Origin of the sequence: Streptococcus sp. HSISS3 (genome assembly GCF_000448605.1) — a bacterium.
GTDB lineage: Bacteria > Bacillota > Bacilli > Lactobacillales > Streptococcaceae > Streptococcus > Streptococcus raffinosi.
In genome coordinates, this window is record NZ_CM002130.1 from 1307696 (window position 1) to 1324599 (window position 16904).

The window sequence follows — 16904 nt, forward strand, 5'->3', positions numbered from 1 at the left end:
GGCTATTTATGATACAATGGTAACGACTATTTTATGGAGGACTAACATGTCAAATCAACACATGGAAGAATTAAACGATCAACAAATTGTCCGTCGTGAGAAAATGGCGGCCTTGGCTGAACAAGGAATTGATCCTTTTGGTAAACGATTCGAACGCACAGCTACATCTGGTCAATTAAAAGACAAATACGCTGATAAAACAAAAGAAGAATTGCACGAAATCAACGATACTGCTACTATCGCAGGTCGTTTGATGACAAAACGTGGTAAAGGTAAAGTTGGCTTTGCCCACATTCAAGACCGTGATGGTCAAATCCAAATCTACGTACGTAAAGATGCGGTCGGTGACGAAAACTACCAAATCTTCAAAAAAGCAGACCTTGGTGACTTCCTCGGTATCGAAGGTGAAGTCATGCGTACAGATATGGGAGAACTTTCTATTAAAGCTACCCACATCACACACTTGTCTAAAGCCCTTCGTCCATTGCCTGAAAAATTCCACGGACTTTCAGATGTTGAAACCATCTACCGTAAACGTTACCTTGATTTGATTTCTAACCGTGACAGCTTTGACCGCTTTGTGACACGCTCAAAAATCATTTCTGAAATCCGTCGTTACCTTGATGCCCAAGGTTTCCTTGAAGTTGAAACACCTGTTCTTCACAATGAAGCTGGTGGTGCTGCTGCTAAACCATTTATCACTCACCACAACGCTCAAGATATTGACATGGTGCTTCGTATCGCAACTGAGCTCCACCTCAAACGCCTCATCGTGGGTGGTATGGAACGTGTTTACGAAATTGGACGTATCTTCCGTAACGAAGGTATGGATGCTACTCACAACCCTGAGTTTACATCTATCGAAGTTTACCAAGCTTACGCTGACTTCCACGATATCATGAACTTGACTGAAGGTATCATCCAACACGCTGCTAAAGCCGTTAAAGGTGACGGACCTATCAACTACCAAGGAACTGAAATCAAGATCAACGAACCATTCAAACGTATCCACATGGTTGACGCTATCAAGGAAATCACTGGTGTTGACTTCTGGCAAGAAATGACTTTGGACGAAGCCAAAGCTATCGCTGCTGAAAAGAATGTTCCTGTTGAAAAACACTACACTGAAGTTGGTCACATCATCAACGCCTTCTTTGAAGAATTCGTTGAAGAAACCTTGATTCAACCAACCTTCGTTTACGGTCACCCAGTTGCTGTGTCTCCATTGGCTAAGAAAAACCCAGAAGACCCACGCTTCACTGACCGTTTCGAACTCTTCATCATGACAAAAGAGTACGGAAATGCCTTCACCGAATTGAACGACCCAATTGATCAATTGTCACGTTTCGAAGCACAAGCTGCTGCTAAAGAACTCGGTGACGACGAAGCAACAGGCATCGACTACGACTACGTTGAAGCCCTCGAATACGGTATGCCACCAACAGGTGGACTCGGAATCGGTATCGACCGTCTCTGCATGCTTCTCACTGACACAACAACCATCCGTGATGTCTTGTTGTTCCCAACGATGAAATAAAAAGTGATATCCCATTAGTCAAATAATGGGATATTTTTATATGAGGTATAAACGTGTTCAAAAAATTACAGTCCCTATTTAAGAAAAAATCAAGTGTGGGTGAACAGTCTGATACAAAAATAGAAGAAAGCCAAGTAGACTTTCCCATAGACCGCACAGATTATTTTTTCGATCATGCCCTGGTATTCTATTGTGAAGAAAACGATATCCCTTCAGAAAAACTAAGCCAATCAGATATGCAAGAGATTAGTAAAAGAGCTGCTTTTCATCTCAGTATCTTCGTAGCTTGGTTAGGAAAACATGATTTTCTGAATCCCCAAAGTGATGGATTTAACCTTGAGGATGCACAAAAACTCAAGAATGAAAAGATTACAGGTACAGACTATCTCTTTAAACATCTTGATGAAAAACTCTATTTAACTGACATTAGTGACATACTCCTCCCCTTCATCTCTGATTTTTATGAAGATTATATGGATTTTTGCTATACAGTCTTGGTTGATGATGTTGCGAAAACTGAATTTGACTGGAAAATCTATCACTTGGTTGAAGATGATATTAACGAGATGTTCAGTCAATATAGCGCTCTCATCAGATAATATCTAAAAACGCTTCTCTCAACTTGAGAGAAGCATTTTCTTATGTCCAGAATGTTGCTTTTGATACTGATACCCAAACTGATTGACATGTAAGGAGTGCTACTTCATAGATAGCGTATTGTTTAGCAAGATAAAGCCATGCTTTGTTTTCTTTGTACTAACTAAAGAGACTTCCAGAGACCGATGTAATCTCCTGACATCCTAGGATTTTTAAGATGCTCCATGTAGTTCGCAAGTATGTTATCTGGCTGATTTTCCTCCCTCATCCATTAAATACTCTACTTTTATAGTTGAGTATAAAAAGCCAATGCTAAAAAGTCAGATTTGACAAATATGCCAACGTCTTGCAAAATCTTGCACATCTTTCTCATAGTGTTATAATTAGGTTGTCTGGCTGAGTGGTAATAGTGACACTTCCATTCAGATAAGACTTAGAAAGAGGTGCTTATGACATCTTTAAAAAAGGTTTCACTTTCTGAAGTGAACCAATCAATTGATACACCAAATAATAACCGTTTTTGGCAAAATCTCAAGGCTTTCTTAGGGCCTGGGGCACTAGTGGCTGTGGGATACATGGATCCCGGAAACTGGATTACCAGTGTTGTTGGTGGTGCAACCTACAAGTACAGTTTGCTTTTCATTATCTTAATTTCCTCTTTGATTGCCATGCAGTTGCAACAAATGTCTGGGAAATTAGGGATTGTAACCCAGATGGACTTGGCGCAAGCTACTGCCTTTCACTCGCCAAAATGGTTGCGATACACGCTTTGGGTTATCTTGGAGTTAGCCTTGATGGCGACGGACTTGGCTGAGGTGCTTGGTTCTGCCATCGCCTTAAACCTTCTCTTTGGTATCCCAATCATGATTGCCATTCTGGCAACTGTCCTAGACGTCTTCCTGCTACTACTCATCATGAAGCTAGGTTTCAAGAAAATCGAAGCGATTGTTTCTACCTTAATTTTGACAATCTTGATTATCTTTGTCTATCTAGTGGCCTTGTCCGAGCCTAGTATAACAGGAATTCTCAAGGGCTATCTCCCTACAGCGACTCTATTTGAGCCACATGCTCCTGGACATACCAACCAGTTGACCTTGGCACTTGGGATTGTCGGGGCAACGGTTATGCCTCACAACCTCTACTTACATTCATCCGTATCTCAGACACGTAAGGTAGACCACACTGATGGAAAAGATGTAACCAAGTCTGTGCGCTTCATGACTTGGGATTCTAATATTCAGTTGAGTTTGGCCTTTGTGGTGAACTCCCTCCTCTTGATTTTGGGGGCGGCTCTCTTCTATGGTCATGCTTCTGATATTTCGGCATTTTCACAAATGTACGATGCCCTTCAAGACTCTAAGATTGCCGGTGCGGTAGCTAGTTCGACACTTTCAACACTCTTTGCCTTGGCGCTCTTGGCTAGTGGTCAAAACTCTACTATCACCGGAACCTTGACAGGTCAGATTGTTATGGAAGGTTTCCTTCATATGAGGTTGCCTCAGTGGGTGATTCGTTTGTTCACACGTCTTTTCGCCCTCCTACCTGTCATCATCGTAGCCATTCTTTACGGTGATCAAGAAAAGATTTTGGATCAACTTTTGGTTTACTCTCAGGTTTTCCTTTCACTTGCCTTGCCATTCTCTATTTTCCCTCTGATTTACTATACTTCTAAAAAATCACTCATGGGAAAACACGTCAATGCCAAGTGGAATACTTTGCTTGGCTATGCCATCGCTATTATCCTAACCATTCTTAATCTCAAACTTATCTTTGATACGTTTTAAACACAAAAATAAGGCCAGCTCTTCTGCTGACCTTATTTCTTATTTTTTGAAGGCATCAACTAGAACTTGGAATTCTTCGTTGCTAAGGGTTATACCTTTACCCATCTTAGTGTGGTCTGGGCTCCAGCTACGGATGTCATACTTGGCTGGTGCTCCGTTAAAGCTCACGCGGTTAAGTTCCTTGGTCCAACCCTTGTCGTTCTCGGACAAGACCAAGAGTTTTTCTTCAATTTCAAATGAAAATTCTGCCATTTTGTACCTCCACTAGGTTTATTCGTTTTTTCTGTGAAAATGGTGCGATTTTGACTAACTTATCCACAAAATTTCACCTTTCATGCTATAATTATTTTAACAAGAAACGAGGGAAATGACCATGATAAACTTTTTAGAAGCGGTAAAGCATCAGCTTCATCAGTTTGTGGAAACAGGTCACAGCAAACCTGTCCACCTACTGCAGAATCAGCTTATTAATGATATCTACGATGCTATTGATAATAAACAGATGGTCATGCTGACGTCTAACCAAAAGATTTATAAAGGGTACATCAATCGTTATGACAGGGAACGACAAGCACTCTTCATCGAACAAGATAAGGTTATCAGCATGATTGAACTAAAAGACATTAAACGTCTCAAAATCATACCACAACGAAGTTAACGAAATAGTTAACTTCGTTTTATTTTTCAGTTGACTAAAAATATACTACTTGCTATAATAAGTTAACTGTTGTATGAATGGAGGTTAACTAAAAATGTCAAAGAATCGTACACTTTATATCATTATTCCAGCCTTTGGAGCTGCTATCATTGCTGCCCTATCACAAATCATCATTCCGATAGGAGCGGTGCCCATCACCTTACAGACCTTTGCTGTAGGACTGGTGGCTGCCATTTTTAAACCGAGGGAAGCTACTCTTGCTGCTCTCCTCTATCTTATTCTCGGTGCAATTGGTCTACCCGTTTTCGCAGGAGGTAGCGGTGGTTTTCAAACCTTCTTTAGTCCAATAGCTGGTTATATACTTGCCTATCCCTTTTTCGCCTTTATCACTTCTAAACTGACCAATGCTGATACACCCATTTGGAAAATCTTTTTGGCTTTTGTTTTAGGAGATGTCCCAGTATTTGTCGGTGGAATTCTCACCCTTCACTTCCTGGGAAATATGGGTTGGTCTACAGCCGTAGCTGTCGGTTTGACACCTTTTATCATTCCTGACCTGTTAAAAGGACTCATCGTCTCTTTGGTGACTAAGCCAGTCTTAAAAGCACTAAAAAATCATAGCTACTTTAACTAAAAAAAGATTGAAGACTTTGTTCGTTGGAACAGAATCTTCAATCTTTTTATTTTGCAAAATAAATGTCATAGTGCTTTGAACAAGCTGGGTTAAAGGAGCTGTGACAATTGGGACAGGCTACTGCCTCTTGGTACTCCTCAATCGTCATTTCGTGCCTACAAACACCGCAAATAAGAACCTTGTCCTCCTTCAACTGACAAGGATAGGCTCTAAACTTGTGGTCCTCCAAGCTATCATGACACTGATAACAAGCATAATATTTTTGACACTGGAAACATTTTAAGGCAACAATATCAAGCTCTGTGTGATAATGCTGGCACCTGCTTTCATCATCTACTAAAAGACCGTTTATTTTTTTCGTCATTAGGCACGAACAGTTTTACTTGAACCGTCTTTTTGGTAGAGGTTAATCAAACCTTCTTTGGTTGAACGAATCATATCACCAGGTTTAACTTCTTGTGGCACAGTGATAGTAAGAAGTTCCATAGGGTTTGGTGCACGGTCAATCTTATTGCCATTTGAATCGTGAAGGTCCTTGATGTCACACTCAAAATGACGGAAACCTGGTCCGTAGAATTCAACATGGTCACCTTCGAGGATAACGTTACGTTGACGGATTGTAGCTGTCATAGTTGCTGGGTCAAAGTCAACGACTTCACCAACAAATTTGTATTGTGGAATTTTACGACGAGCACCAAAGAGTTGCTCGTTTTCTGTTGGTGTCTTGTAGTAGAAACCAGTTGCCAATTCACGTTGGGCAACTTTCCAAAGCTCATCAATCAAATCATCTTTGATGGCGTAAAAGGCTTCTGCACTTTCCATGTAGGCGTCACAGGCAGCCTTGTAACAGTTGGCAACCGTCGAAACATAGTGGACAGATTTCATACGACCTTCGATTTTAAGGCTATCAACACCATTATCGATAAGGTCTGGGATGTTTTCAATCATACACATGTCAACGGCTGACATTGAGTATTCTTCAGGAACTTCACCATGAATACTCTTGCGCTCTTGACCGAATGGCATGTCGTAAAGGTCGTATTTCCAGCGGCATGACTGAGAGCAACCACCACGGTTGGCATCACGGTCTGACATATGGTTAGAAAGGGTACAGCGACCTGAGTATGAGATACACATAGCACCGTGGACAAAGGCTTCGATTTCAAGATCCGTGCGTTTACGGATTTCGGCCAATTCTTCCATAGTAACCTCACGTGCCAAAACAACACGGGTCAAGCCATACTGTTTCCAAAAATGGAAGGTTTCAACGTTTGTCGCAGATGCTTGCGTTGACAAATGGATATTGAGTCCTGGAGCGTAGGTTGAACAGATTTCAATCAAGGCTGGGTCAGATACGATAACGGCATCAAGTCCCATGTCACGCAATTCACGGAACCACTCACCAGCACCTTTTTCATTTCCTTCATGGGTAACCATGTTTGAAGCAACGTGCACATCAACACCACGAGCGTGAGCGTATTCGATACCTTCACGAAGTTCATCCATGGTAAAGTTTCCGGCACGGCTACGCAAACCATAGGCTTGTCCACCAACGAAAACAGCATCTGCGCCGTAATTTACAGCGACTTTTAATTTTTCCAAAGTCCCAGCAGGTACCAAAACCTCTGGGCGTTTTTTAGTTGTAGTCATAATTTCTCCAATTTGCAAGATTGTCGATTTTAGTTTTTAGAAGGCTCCTTCGTTCCCTGAAAATGGAAAACTCTCAAACGAAGGAGGAAGTATGTTTATTTTACACGGTCAGGTTCATAATCATAGAAACCTGTATCCAAACCACGGTTGGCTGGGTGTAATTTGTGAATAGCCTCATCAAAAAGGAAGGCTTGGTCTTGTGAAAATTCGCCAGCTTCAATGAGGTCACGAGCCTTCACAAAATACTCAGTAATTTTTACAAAGTTTTCACCCGGACAATAAACACCATCCAATTTCCAGTGGTCAAAGCCATGTTCGATGAGTTCTGAAAGCTTGGTCATCATATCCAGGTCATTGTTGGCAAAGATATGTGTTCCATGCAAGTCTTCATAAACTGAGTAGTGAGAATCTGGATCTCCAGGCTCAGAGAGGAAAAGGTCACGTTCTTTAGTAACAGATTCATCTGTTTTGATAAAGTTGTAATAGTTTTGAAGAAGCGGACGTTTGGAATGGTGAATGATACTTGCCCCATAGACCAAAACCTCAGCTGGAATTTGAAGATTTTCAGCCATGATGAAGAGTTCCGCAGACGGAATCTCACGAGCCAAAACTGCTTCAGAAGCTCCTGCTTGTTTGCCCCAGAAATTAATCTGACGGCTAGAGGTTACCATGGTTGAAGCATCATAAATCATTTTGAAGGGACGATTGTCACGGTTACAGATGTAGAAAACTCCCGCATCACCAACCGTAATATAATCTGCCTTGATTTCTTCAAGAAAATCAAGGTAGTCTGGAAGAGCATCCATCATACCTTGGTGCATGAGGGCATTAACTGCAACAGTTAATTCCTTACCTGACTCATGTACCAGCTCTGCAATCTTTCGCATTTCTGCGAATGAAAAAGGCTTTGGCAAACGAAGGCCGAAGGCTTTTTCGCCGATGTAAATACGATCTACGCCAAGTTCTAGGAGCTCACGTGCCTGCTCGTAGCTCTCAGCTGTCGCTGTAATCACTATTTTTTCCATAACTTACATTATAGCACAAATGACCTGATTATTTTAGAATTTTTAGTCCACTTACGTGTATTTAGATATTTATATTTAGTTTTATAATACTCAATTTTAGAGAAAATACAAAAAAACTTTGCAAGTCCAATTTTTTTATGGTATTATTAATGAGATTCTAAATAGTAAAATACTGACCGAGTTATTTTGCCAACACTTAAAGTGTTTTAGGTATCTGATATAGAAAGGAGGCAGACATGGCTGACAACTTAAACCGTCAATTTGATCACATGGAAGATCTTGAGAGTGATAGCTCACAAATGACTAGTTATCAGGATTATCAAGGCTTAAACAATAATAGTATTAAGCTACAAGATATGATTTTCTTCGGACGTATCTCAAGCTTCTGTATTTCAACAGTCCTAGTTGCCTTCCTTTTCTTGGTAGCACAGGTGGCTTCCTTCTGGGCCTTTTTCTGGGCTATTACAATTAGCATCCTGGGACAGGTTGGCATTTACTTCCTTATCGAAAATTATAAAGCAAAAAAACGTTGATTTCGGGTCAACGTTTTTCTTGTCATTTCATTAGACAATACTGTCACTCAATGACAAATGTCTTTGAAGTCCTGACTAACATAGAAGTCCAGTTTAACTTTTCCAAGCACTAAAAAAAGCCCAGCGGGCTCTTTTTTAGTTTGCTTCTGATTCTGCTGCTGCTTCAGAAATATCTTTGATATCAATCACGATATCATCAACCATAGCTTGTGTTTTAGCCTCCACATCTGCTTGTTCAGGTGTCACTTGGGCTGTTTTTCTTTGATTAATTCAAAGCTATCTTTTGCAAATTCAGCAACTTGAGCTGTTTTTTCTTGAACGGCTTTTGTCAAATCATCTGCAGTGATATCACCATTTTCAAATTTTGTTTTGTAGTCTTGGAAGGTATCAACTGCCAAATCTTTGTAGTCGTTAGCTTTTTCCACCACTTGGTTTTGGTAAGCTTTAGGATCTTCTTTGAATGAGGCAATCTCCTCATCAATACGAGCCTTAACGGCTTTACCTTTTTCAGTAGTGAAGAAATAAGCTGCAGCAGCTCCAGAAGCTGCTCCAATAACTAGGGTATTTAGAAATTTACTCATGAAAAGACCTCCTTATTTTTTCTTGTCTTTTTTACGAAATAGTTTTGAGGCTATCTTACCAACAGCGTAGGCTGAACCAGCTTTACCAACACTTGCACCTGCAGCGCTTGCCTTAGCACCAAGGTAACGGGCTTCAGTATTCAAATCAGAAACACTTTCAGAAAGCTCAGCTACTGCCACAAAGAGTGGATCGATGGTTTGAACTTTTTCGTTGACATCTTCGACCAAAACATTAGCTTTAGCCAAGATTTCATTAGTCTGATGAAGTGTGACATTAATATCTGTGCGTAGAACAGCAACCGTTTCTTCAACTTCTTTGACCACATGACGTGTACGAAGTAGTGTTGGAATCAATGCAACTAAGAAGGCTGCAAGAGCGATTGCGATAATAAGAAATGCAATTTCTGCCATTTTTTGGACTCCTTTTTACCTTTTAAAGAAAAACTGAATTAAATTTCCAGCTTCTTTTGACATTCGTTATGATAAATTTCATTATATTATAACAAAGTCTGAGTGGTATGACTAGTTTTTCATTTTATAATCTGCTTCGGGGCGTTGCTTGCGGAAATAGAGCAAGACTATTCCCAAGATAAGAATGGCGATGCTGACCCATTGGGAAACACGCAAGCTAGCGAACATGAGGCTATCCGTACGCATTCCCTCAATCACAAAACGTCCAATACCATACCAGATAAGATAGAATGAGGTCAAATCTCCCTGTCGTAGTCCCTTTTTAAAACGTCGCAGTCCCATAATAATAAGAAAGCCTAGTAAATTCCAAAGACTCTCGTAAAGGAAAGTGGGAACACGATAACTGCCTTCAATATACATCTGTTGACGAATCCATTCGGGAACATAGTTGAGATGACTAACTGCCTTCCCATAGGCTTCCTGATTAATAAAGTTTCCCCAACGTCCGATACTCTGAGCAATCATAACGCCAGGTACCGTAATATCCAAAAAGTCTAAAACAGCAATGGCATGGCGCTTAGCAAACCAATAAAGGACAGCCGCTCCGGCAATCAAACCTCCATAGATGGCAATCCCACCATTCCAAATAGCGAGAATTTCCGATGGATTTTGGCTGTAATAAGACCACTGGAAAATCACATAATAGAATCGTGCACCGATAATGGCTATTGGAAAAGCAAGGAGAATGAAATCTAAGATATTTTCAGGATCTATCCCTTTTTCGGGAGCCCAACGCTGGGCTAGATAAACAGCAAGTAAAAGACCAGATACAATACAGATAGCATACCAATGAATGCTGATGGGACCAAGCTTTAGGGCAATTGGATCAATAGTTGCTAACATCACTTTTCTCCGTTCTCACTAATGAGTTTTGTTAAGCGGTCTTCGAAGGTTTTAGTCGCATCAAATCCCATCTGTTTGGCACGATAGTTCATGGCTGCAGCTTCGATAACAATAGACACGTTACGACCGGTTTTAACTGGAATGCGAACGCATGGAATCTTAACCCCTTGCAATTCAATCTCTTCATTGCCATTTCCAAGTCGGTCAAAAATCTTACCTTTTTCAAAGTTTTCAAGATAGATAGCCAACTGAACCTGAGAAGAATTACGAACGGCACTTGCTCCGTAGAGGCTCATGACATCAATAATCCCAACACCACGGATTTCAAGGAGGTGGCGAAGAATCTCAGCTGGTTCACCCCAAAGGGTTTCCTCATCCTTGGCATAGACATCTACACGGTCATCGGCAACCAGACGGTGACCACGTTTAACCAACTCAAGCCCTGTCTCACTCTTACCGATACCAGAGTCACCTTGAATAAGTACGCCCATTCCGTATATATCTACTAAGACACCATGAACACTGGTACGTTCAGCCAACTGTGCATTGAGGTACCAAGACATCTCACCAGAAAGTGTTGATGTTCCGTTATGGCCTTGGAGCACAACAACGCCATTTTCCTTGGCAGCTCGAAGCATTTCCTTAGGAATTTCAAGCCCACGTGCTACGATAATAGCTGGCGTTTCCTTTTCGAACATAGTACTGAAGACTGAGTAACGGTTGTAGTCAGTCATAGTATTAAGGTAAGACCACTCCTTCATCCCAACCAATTGGATTCGTTCTGGCGAATAGTAGTCAAAATAACCCGTCATTTCTAACCCTGGACGAGAGATATCAGCGGTTGTAATTGGTTTTTCTAATAGCTCTTTGGTACCATAAATAACCTTGAGTTTAACCTTATCAACCAACATTTTAACGGTTACTGTCATGTGATTTCCTCCGATTTTTTACTAGTTTTATTGTAACATAAAAAGGCTTTCAATGCGGCCTTCAAACCAAAAAAGACCTATGATAGGCACCAAAGTCCTAGCACAGGCCACTTTATTTTAACTATAAATCTTACCAGTTCCACTCATCTTCAACGGGTTCAGCATTTTTGCGCTTGCGTCCATCTTTGAGTTTGATTTCAGGATAAATATCTTCTTTATAAGGGAGAAGAAAAGCTAAAACCACATACAAAACGATGCCAAACTGAGTCGATATCATGAGAATAACAGCCAAGACACGAGCCAAGGCCATATCCCAACCGAACTTGTCTGCCAAACCTGCAACAACACCGGCAACTAGTCTATTTTTTCGTGTCTTATAAAAACGATTTGACATGGTTTTTTTCTCCCATCACTTCTTTGATTTAATTATATGATTTTTTTTAGACTAAAAAAATCAGCCCTAGGACTGATTTAGAAAAATGAGCCTACCTCGGCATAGACCGCAGCCAAATTTCTGCGTATTGACACGGCGTTTGCGACGGTAAGTATGACCACAAGATTGACACTGATAGACATAATATGTTTCATTCTGACCTTGCATCTTGGGTGCATATCTAAGGCCATCAACCTTAGCTAGTAACTCCTTAAAATCTCTATCTCCATGCTTGTAGCCCTTCTTTTGAAAATAAAGGTGGTAATGACAGAGTTCGTGACGAACGATTTTTCGAAAGGTTTCAAGGCCGTGTTCCTCATAAAGTTTTGGGTTGAAATCTAAGTGGCCATCCTTGGGAAAAAATCGCCCTCCAGTGGTCCGGAGGCGCTTGTTCCACAAGGCCTGATGCTTAAATTTCCAGCCGAAATCTTCAATAGAAACGGTCTTGACATAATCAGTTAGATTCACGTGGATTCACCAAGGAAAGATTAAGCTTTTCATGTTCCAGATCAATTTTTGACACCCAGACAGTAACCAAGTCTCCGACAGAAACGACTTGACTTGGATGGTTAACAAAGTTCTTGCTCATCTCAGAAATGTGGATAAGGCCATCCTCATGGACACCGATATCCACAAAGGCACCAAAATCCACGACATTACGCACTGTTCCTTCGAGCTTTTGTCCTACAGACAAGTCTTTGAGCTCAAGAACATCCTGACGAAGCACCGGTGCTTCAAAATCGTCACGGAGGTCACGACCTGGTTTCAAAAGGTCAGCAATGATATCTTTAAGGGTTTCCTGACCAAGCCCTAGCTCTTCTGCTGTTTCTTTAAGAGTGAGGGCCTTCAATTTTGCCTTGGCAGAGTCGTCCAAATTTGTGATATTTAACTGCTTAAAGAGGGCTTTCACTGCTGGATAAGACTCTGGGTGGACTCCCGTATTATCCAAGATATTTTTTGCGTTTGGAATACGGAGGAAACCGGCTGCCTGTTCAAAGGCCTTAGCACCAAGACGTGGGACCTTCTTGATTTCGGCACGGGATGTAATCGCACCATTTTCCTCACGGTAGGCGACGATATTTTCAGAGATGGTCTTGTTGAGTCCTGAGACGTGTGACAAGAGGGTACTACTTGCCGTATTGACATTAACACCGACTTGGTTAACCACGGTATCAACGACGAAATCAAGATTTTCAGAGAGTTTCTTCTGACTAACATCATGCTGGTATTGGCCTACTCCAATTGATTTAGGGTCAATCTTAACCAACTCAGCTAATGGGTCTTGAAGACGACGAGCAATAGAAATGGCCGAACGTTTTTCAACCGTCAAATCTGGAAACTCATGACGGGCCAACTCTGACGCAGAGTAGACAGAAGCACCACTTTCATTGACAATAACATAAGAAGTCTCTGGGAAATCCTTGAGGACTTCTGCCACAAAGGCTTCACTTTCTCGGCTGGCTGTTCCATTACCGATAGCAATAATCTCAATGGCATGCTTTTTAATGAGGTCAGCCAAGTCTTTCTTAGCTTGGGCAATCTTAGCCTGACTAGCTGGAGCTACTGGATAAATAACTTGCGTCGTAATGAGTTTTCCTGTTTGGTCAACCACGGCCAACTTAGCTCCTGTACGGAAGGCTGGGTCAAAACCAAGCACCATCTTGCCTTTCAGTGGTGACACTAGAAGAAGGTTTCGAAGATTGTCAGAGAAGAGATTAATAGCTCCATCTTCTGCGGCTTCAGTCAACTCACTACGGATACGGCGCTCCATGGCTGGAATGATTTTCTTCTTGAGAGATTGGTTGATGACTTCCTCGATATAATCATTTTTTTGTTTGAAACGGGCACTGTAGAAACGGTGCATTTTCTCAAGATTATGCTTAAAGGCTACCTTGATAACGCCCAGTTTTTCACCACGGTTAAGGGCCAAAGTACGGTAACCTTGGAGCTTAGATACCTTATCCTCGAAATCGTAGTAAATCTTGAAGATTTCTTTTTCATCCAGAGATTGATCCTTGAGGGTCGATGTGATGTCACTGTTTTTCCAGATTTCATTGTAGGTCCAAGAACGAAGACTATTGTCCTCAGAAAAGGCCTCAACTAAAATATCCACAGCACCCACAAGTGCCTTGTCAGCCGTTGGAAAGGCCTCAGATGTTAGCTTTTCAGCTTCAGCTTGGAGGTTGGGACTATTTTGCAAGATAAGTCGAGCTAATGGGAAAAGGCCTGCTTCACGGGCAATGGTTGCCTTGGTACGGCGTTTTTCTTTATAGGGAAGGTAAAGTTCTTCCACATCCGCCAATTTTTCAGCGGCTTCGATGGCTGTTCTGAGTTGGTCAGTCAATTTGCCCTGAGCCTCAATCTTGGCCAGAACCGTTTCCTTGCGGTCCAAAAGAGCCGTCAAAGACTTGTCCATATCAATAATGGCCTTGATTTGCGTTTCATCAAGATTGCCTGTTTTTTCCTTACGGTAACGGGCAATAAAGGGAATGGTATTGCCTTCTGCGGTCAATTCCAAAACGGTTTCAACTTGTTGTTTTTTCAGGCCCAATTCCTGAGCCAATGTTTCAAAATTACGATTTTCCATAAACTCTATTATAACACGATAGGAGATTTGCTTGGGGAGAAAACCTTGTAGCTGAAGCGAGAATTTTTAAGCAAGAGGTAGTATAATAGAAGGGTAAACCTATTGTTTAGGGCTATTTCTCTTAGAAATAACGCCCTTAGTATCTTTTGTAACTGAACTTGGGCTATTTCTTGCGGAAAATAGATGCATCCTCCTAGAAGCAGAGCTTCTTCGTCTGATGCCCTAATTTTCTCTTAGAATTAACGCCCTTAGTATCTTTTGTAACTGAACTCGGGCTATTTCTTGCGGAAAATAGATGCATCTTCCTAGAAGCAAAGCTTCTTCGTCTGATGCCGTAATTTTCTCTTAGAAATAACGCCCTTAGTATCTTATTTAAACTCGGAGGCTTTTTATGGCAGTTATTCAGAAAAAACAAATGAACTTGAAAGCATGATGGCATCTTTTGCGGCTATCCCTGATTTTGAAAAGGCGGGAACGGATCCTAAGAAGGACAAACGTCTTCAAGAAGATAAGAAGAAATAGAATTTATGGCTATTTTCCATCAACTACCAGATAGCGTTTTGCAGCTTCTGGCAGTTTTTCTATCTATTATTATTGAAGCCTTGCCCTTTGTCTTGTTGGGAAGTATCCTATCAGGCTTTATCGAAATCTTTGTGACGCCTGAGAAGGTCCAAAACTTCTTACCCGAAAACAAGGTCTTGGCAATTCTCTTTGGGACTCTGATTGGTTTCATCTTTCCCTCATGTGAATGTGGGATTGTTCCTATTATCACGCGCTTTCTAGAGAAAAAAGTGCCTAGTTATACGGCCATTCCGTTTATGGCAACGGCTCCTATCATTAATCCAGTCGTTCTCTTTGCGACCTACACGGCCTTTGGGAACTCTTGGTACTACGTCCTTTTACGCTTTATCGGAGCTTTCTTGGTCGCCATGATTTTGGGAATCTTGCTTGGCTTCGTGGTGGATGACCAGATTCTCAAGGATAATCGCAAGGTCAATCATGTTCATGATTATAGTGGCTTGTCAGCTGGTAAGAAAATCTTTCAGGCCTTGGTTCATGCGGTGGATGAATTTTTCGACACTGGGCGTTACCTGATTTTCGGGAGCCTGGTGGCCGCAAGTATGCAGACCTACCTACCAACCCGTATTCTTACGACAATCGGGCACAATTCGGTGACTGCCATCCTCATCATGATGCTTTTAGCCTTTATCCTCTCGCTTTGTTCGGAAGCGGATGCCTTTATCGGAGCTTCGCTACTCTCTAGTTTTGGAGTGGCTCCAACGGTGGCCTTCCTCATTATCGGGCCTATGGTTGACATTAAGAACCTCATAATGATGAAACACCAGTTTAAGACACGCTTTGTTGGACTCTTTGTGGGAACAGCGGGTCTGGTGACAGTGATTTACTGTTTGGTATTGGGGGTGATTTAATGTTACGTTTTCTTATCTTGTCTGGGTATTTTGAGCTGGTCATGTACCTGCAGGTTTCTGGCAAGCTTAACCAGTACATTAATATCCACTACTCCTACTTGGCCTACATTTCTATGATTCTTTCCTTTATCCTTGCGGTGGTTCAACTCATTGTTTGGATGAAGCAGATGAAGGTTCACTCGCATTTGTCTGGCCGAGTAGCTAAGGTAGCCAGTATCGCCTTCTTGGCCTTTCCAGTCCTCACTGGCCTTTTGGTGCCAACCGTAACACTGGATGCGACTACTGTCTCAGCAAAAGGCTATCATTTTCCACTGGCGGCAGGAAGTAATCCTAATCAGGCCGACCAAGAGGGAACGACCATTCAGTACTTGAAGCCTGACACCAGTTCCTACTTCACCTCCTCAGCTTATGAGAAGGAAATGACCAAGGAACTCGCCAAGTACAAGGGGCGTGAGACCATCCACATTACTACGGAAAATTACATGGAAGTCATGGAGCTCATCTACCTCTATCCTGACGATTTCGTAGGTAAGAAGGTCAGCTATACAGGCTTTGTCTACAATGACCCACAAACCAAGGGCTATCAGTTTATCTTCCGTTTCGGTATCATCCACTGTATCGCCGACTCAGGCGTTTACGGACTGGCAACGACCGGAAGCAACCAAACCTTTAAGGATAATGCCTGGGTAACAGTCACAGGTACCATTTCTGTGAATTACTATAAAAATCTCAAACAGACCCTTCCTATCCTTAACCTGACTGAGGTTAAAGAGGTCAGTCAACCCGACAATCCCTATGTTTATCGTGTATTTTAAAAAGCCAAGTTCAGTTTGATACGTACCGTGTCAAGTAGACAATTGAAATAAATAAAATGTGAGGAACCAGGTTGCTTTGGGTTAAGCAGTCTGGTTTTTCTTATCGGCAATAGTTTTCCAGTAATCTCTATATTTTTAGATTGTTTAATTGGATAATATGGAGCTTGTTCTGGATTTTCTTGTGCTTCAGCTCTCACTTGAGCTGGTGTTTTCCCATTGAATCTCTCTTGGGGATCATGATATAGGTAATAGTGAATGGTCTTTTCGTAAGCCTCTTTCATCTCTTCAAAACTTGACACATTAGGATAAAGAACTGCTCTCATTTCCTTTATAATTCCCTGCCAGCTCTCCATTGGCCCATTATCGATACAACGACTGACTCTAGACATTGACTGTG

At 41.6% G+C, this 16904-nt stretch carries 18 protein-coding genes and 2 pseudogenes; 8 read left to right on the forward strand and 12 right to left on the reverse strand.

The annotated features are described in order from the left end of the window. Positions 1-46: 46 nt before the first annotated feature. The 3 genes from lysS (at position 47) to HSISS3_RS06080 (ending at position 3918) form a co-directional block, all read left to right on the forward strand. Positions 47-1537 (forward strand): lysine--tRNA ligase, encoded by a 1491-nt coding sequence (gene lysS, locus HSISS3_RS06070; protein ID WP_021152073.1) that lies wholly within the window; start codon positions 47-49, stop codon positions 1535-1537. A 53-nt stretch (positions 1538-1590) separates the two neighbouring features. Next, on the forward strand, positions 1591-2136 hold the full coding sequence (locus tag HSISS3_RS06075; RefSeq protein WP_021152074.1) for a DUF7832 domain-containing protein: 546 nt from the start codon (positions 1591-1593) through the stop codon (positions 2134-2136). Positions 2137-2583: 447 nt separating this feature from the next. Continuing rightward, positions 2584-3918, forward strand: a complete 1335-nt coding sequence (locus HSISS3_RS06080) for an Nramp family divalent metal transporter (protein ID WP_021152075.1) — start codon at positions 2584-2586, stop codon at positions 3916-3918. A gap of 39 nt (positions 3919-3957) precedes the next feature. Here HSISS3_RS06080 and HSISS3_RS06085 read toward each other — a convergent pair whose 3' ends face one another. Continuing rightward, the gene (locus HSISS3_RS06085; protein ID WP_004183933.1) at positions 3958-4170 is read right to left on the reverse strand and encodes a YdbC family protein; all 213 of its coding nucleotides are present in this window, start codon (positions 4168-4170) and stop codon (positions 3958-3960) included. A gap of 121 nt (positions 4171-4291) precedes the next feature. Between HSISS3_RS06085 and HSISS3_RS06090 the strand changes: the two genes are divergently transcribed. Both HSISS3_RS06090 and HSISS3_RS06095 read left to right on the forward strand, forming a co-directional pair. Further along, positions 4292-4576 (forward strand): hypothetical protein, encoded by a 285-nt coding sequence (locus HSISS3_RS06090; protein WP_037613096.1) that lies wholly within the window; start codon positions 4292-4294, stop codon positions 4574-4576. Between the two features lie 94 nt (positions 4577-4670). Beyond that, entirely contained in the window at positions 4671-5210 is a 540-nt protein-coding gene (locus HSISS3_RS06095) for a biotin transporter BioY (RefSeq protein WP_021152076.1), read from the forward strand. A 46-nt stretch (positions 5211-5256) separates the two neighbouring features. Here HSISS3_RS06095 and HSISS3_RS11655 read toward each other — a convergent pair whose 3' ends face one another. The 3 genes from HSISS3_RS11655 to HSISS3_RS06105 form a co-directional block, all read right to left on the reverse strand. Then, entirely contained in the window at positions 5257-5574 is a 318-nt protein-coding gene (locus tag HSISS3_RS11655; protein WP_021152077.1) for a CHY zinc finger protein, read from the reverse strand. Continuing rightward, positions 5574-6860: a peptidase U32 family protein gene (locus tag HSISS3_RS06100; RefSeq protein WP_021145677.1), complete on the reverse strand. Its 1287-nt coding sequence runs from the start codon at positions 6858-6860 to the stop codon at positions 5574-5576. Before HSISS3_RS06100 ends, HSISS3_RS11655 begins: the two co-directional genes overlap by 1 nt. A 95-nt stretch (positions 6861-6955) precedes the next feature. Beyond that, positions 6956-7885 (reverse strand): peptidase U32 family protein, encoded by a 930-nt coding sequence (locus HSISS3_RS06105; protein WP_008534219.1) that lies wholly within the window; start codon positions 7883-7885, stop codon positions 6956-6958. Positions 7886-8121: 236 nt separating this feature from the next. Between HSISS3_RS06105 and HSISS3_RS06110 the strand changes: the two genes are divergently transcribed. Next, positions 8122-8418 carry a DUF3270 domain-containing protein gene (locus HSISS3_RS06110; RefSeq protein WP_008534218.1) on the forward strand — a complete coding sequence of 99 codons (297 nt, stop codon included), beginning with the start codon at positions 8122-8124 and terminating at the stop codon, positions 8416-8418. A 135-nt stretch (positions 8419-8553) separates the two neighbouring features. Here the strand turns inward: HSISS3_RS06110 and HSISS3_RS06115 are convergent. From HSISS3_RS06115 to HSISS3_RS06145, 7 genes and pseudogenes are all read right to left on the reverse strand, one after another. Continuing rightward, positions 8554-8999: pseudogene (locus HSISS3_RS06115) on the reverse strand (YtxH domain-containing protein). 12 nt (positions 9000-9011) lie between these two features. Then, complete coding sequence (locus tag HSISS3_RS06120) at positions 9012-9410, reverse strand: DUF948 domain-containing protein (protein WP_002888763.1); 399 nt, start codon at positions 9408-9410, stop codon at positions 9012-9014. 111 nt (positions 9411-9521) lie between these two features. Further along, positions 9522-10313: a prolipoprotein diacylglyceryl transferase gene (gene lgt, locus HSISS3_RS06125; RefSeq protein WP_021152078.1), complete on the reverse strand. Its 792-nt coding sequence runs from the start codon at positions 10311-10313 to the stop codon at positions 9522-9524. Further along, the gene (gene hprK, locus HSISS3_RS06130) at positions 10313-11242 is read right to left on the reverse strand and encodes an HPr(Ser) kinase/phosphatase (protein WP_021152079.1); all 930 of its coding nucleotides are present in this window, start codon (positions 11240-11242) and stop codon (positions 10313-10315) included. The genes lgt and hprK overlap by 1 nt, the downstream gene beginning before the upstream one ends. A 130-nt stretch (positions 11243-11372) precedes the next feature. Further along, entirely contained in the window at positions 11373-11636 is a 264-nt protein-coding gene (locus tag HSISS3_RS06135; protein ID WP_021145684.1) for a PspC domain-containing protein, read from the reverse strand. Between the two features lie 66 nt (positions 11637-11702). Beyond that, the gene (locus tag HSISS3_RS06140; protein WP_021152080.1) at positions 11703-12143 is read right to left on the reverse strand and encodes a SprT family protein; all 441 of its coding nucleotides are present in this window, start codon (positions 12141-12143) and stop codon (positions 11703-11705) included. Further along, entirely contained in the window at positions 12130-14262 is a 2133-nt protein-coding gene (locus tag HSISS3_RS06145; protein ID WP_021152081.1) for a Tex family protein, read from the reverse strand. The genes HSISS3_RS06140 and HSISS3_RS06145 overlap by 14 nt, the downstream gene beginning before the upstream one ends. A 527-nt stretch (positions 14263-14789) precedes the next feature. Here HSISS3_RS06145 and HSISS3_RS06150 point away from each other — a divergent pair. Together HSISS3_RS06150 and HSISS3_RS06155 are read left to right on the forward strand one after the other, a co-directional pair. After that, positions 14790-15692, forward strand: a complete 903-nt coding sequence (locus HSISS3_RS06150) for a permease (protein WP_021152082.1) — start codon at positions 14790-14792, stop codon at positions 15690-15692. After that, positions 15692-16507: a TIGR03943 family putative permease subunit gene (locus tag HSISS3_RS06155; RefSeq protein ID WP_021145690.1), complete on the forward strand. Its 816-nt coding sequence runs from the start codon at positions 15692-15694 to the stop codon at positions 16505-16507. The genes HSISS3_RS06150 and HSISS3_RS06155 overlap by 1 nt, the downstream gene beginning before the upstream one ends. Here the strand turns inward: HSISS3_RS06155 and HSISS3_RS11960 are convergent. After that, positions 16504-16904, reverse strand: a pseudogene (locus HSISS3_RS11960) (hypothetical protein); the annotation flags it as partial. The gene HSISS3_RS06155 and the pseudogene HSISS3_RS11960 overlap by 4 nt on opposite strands.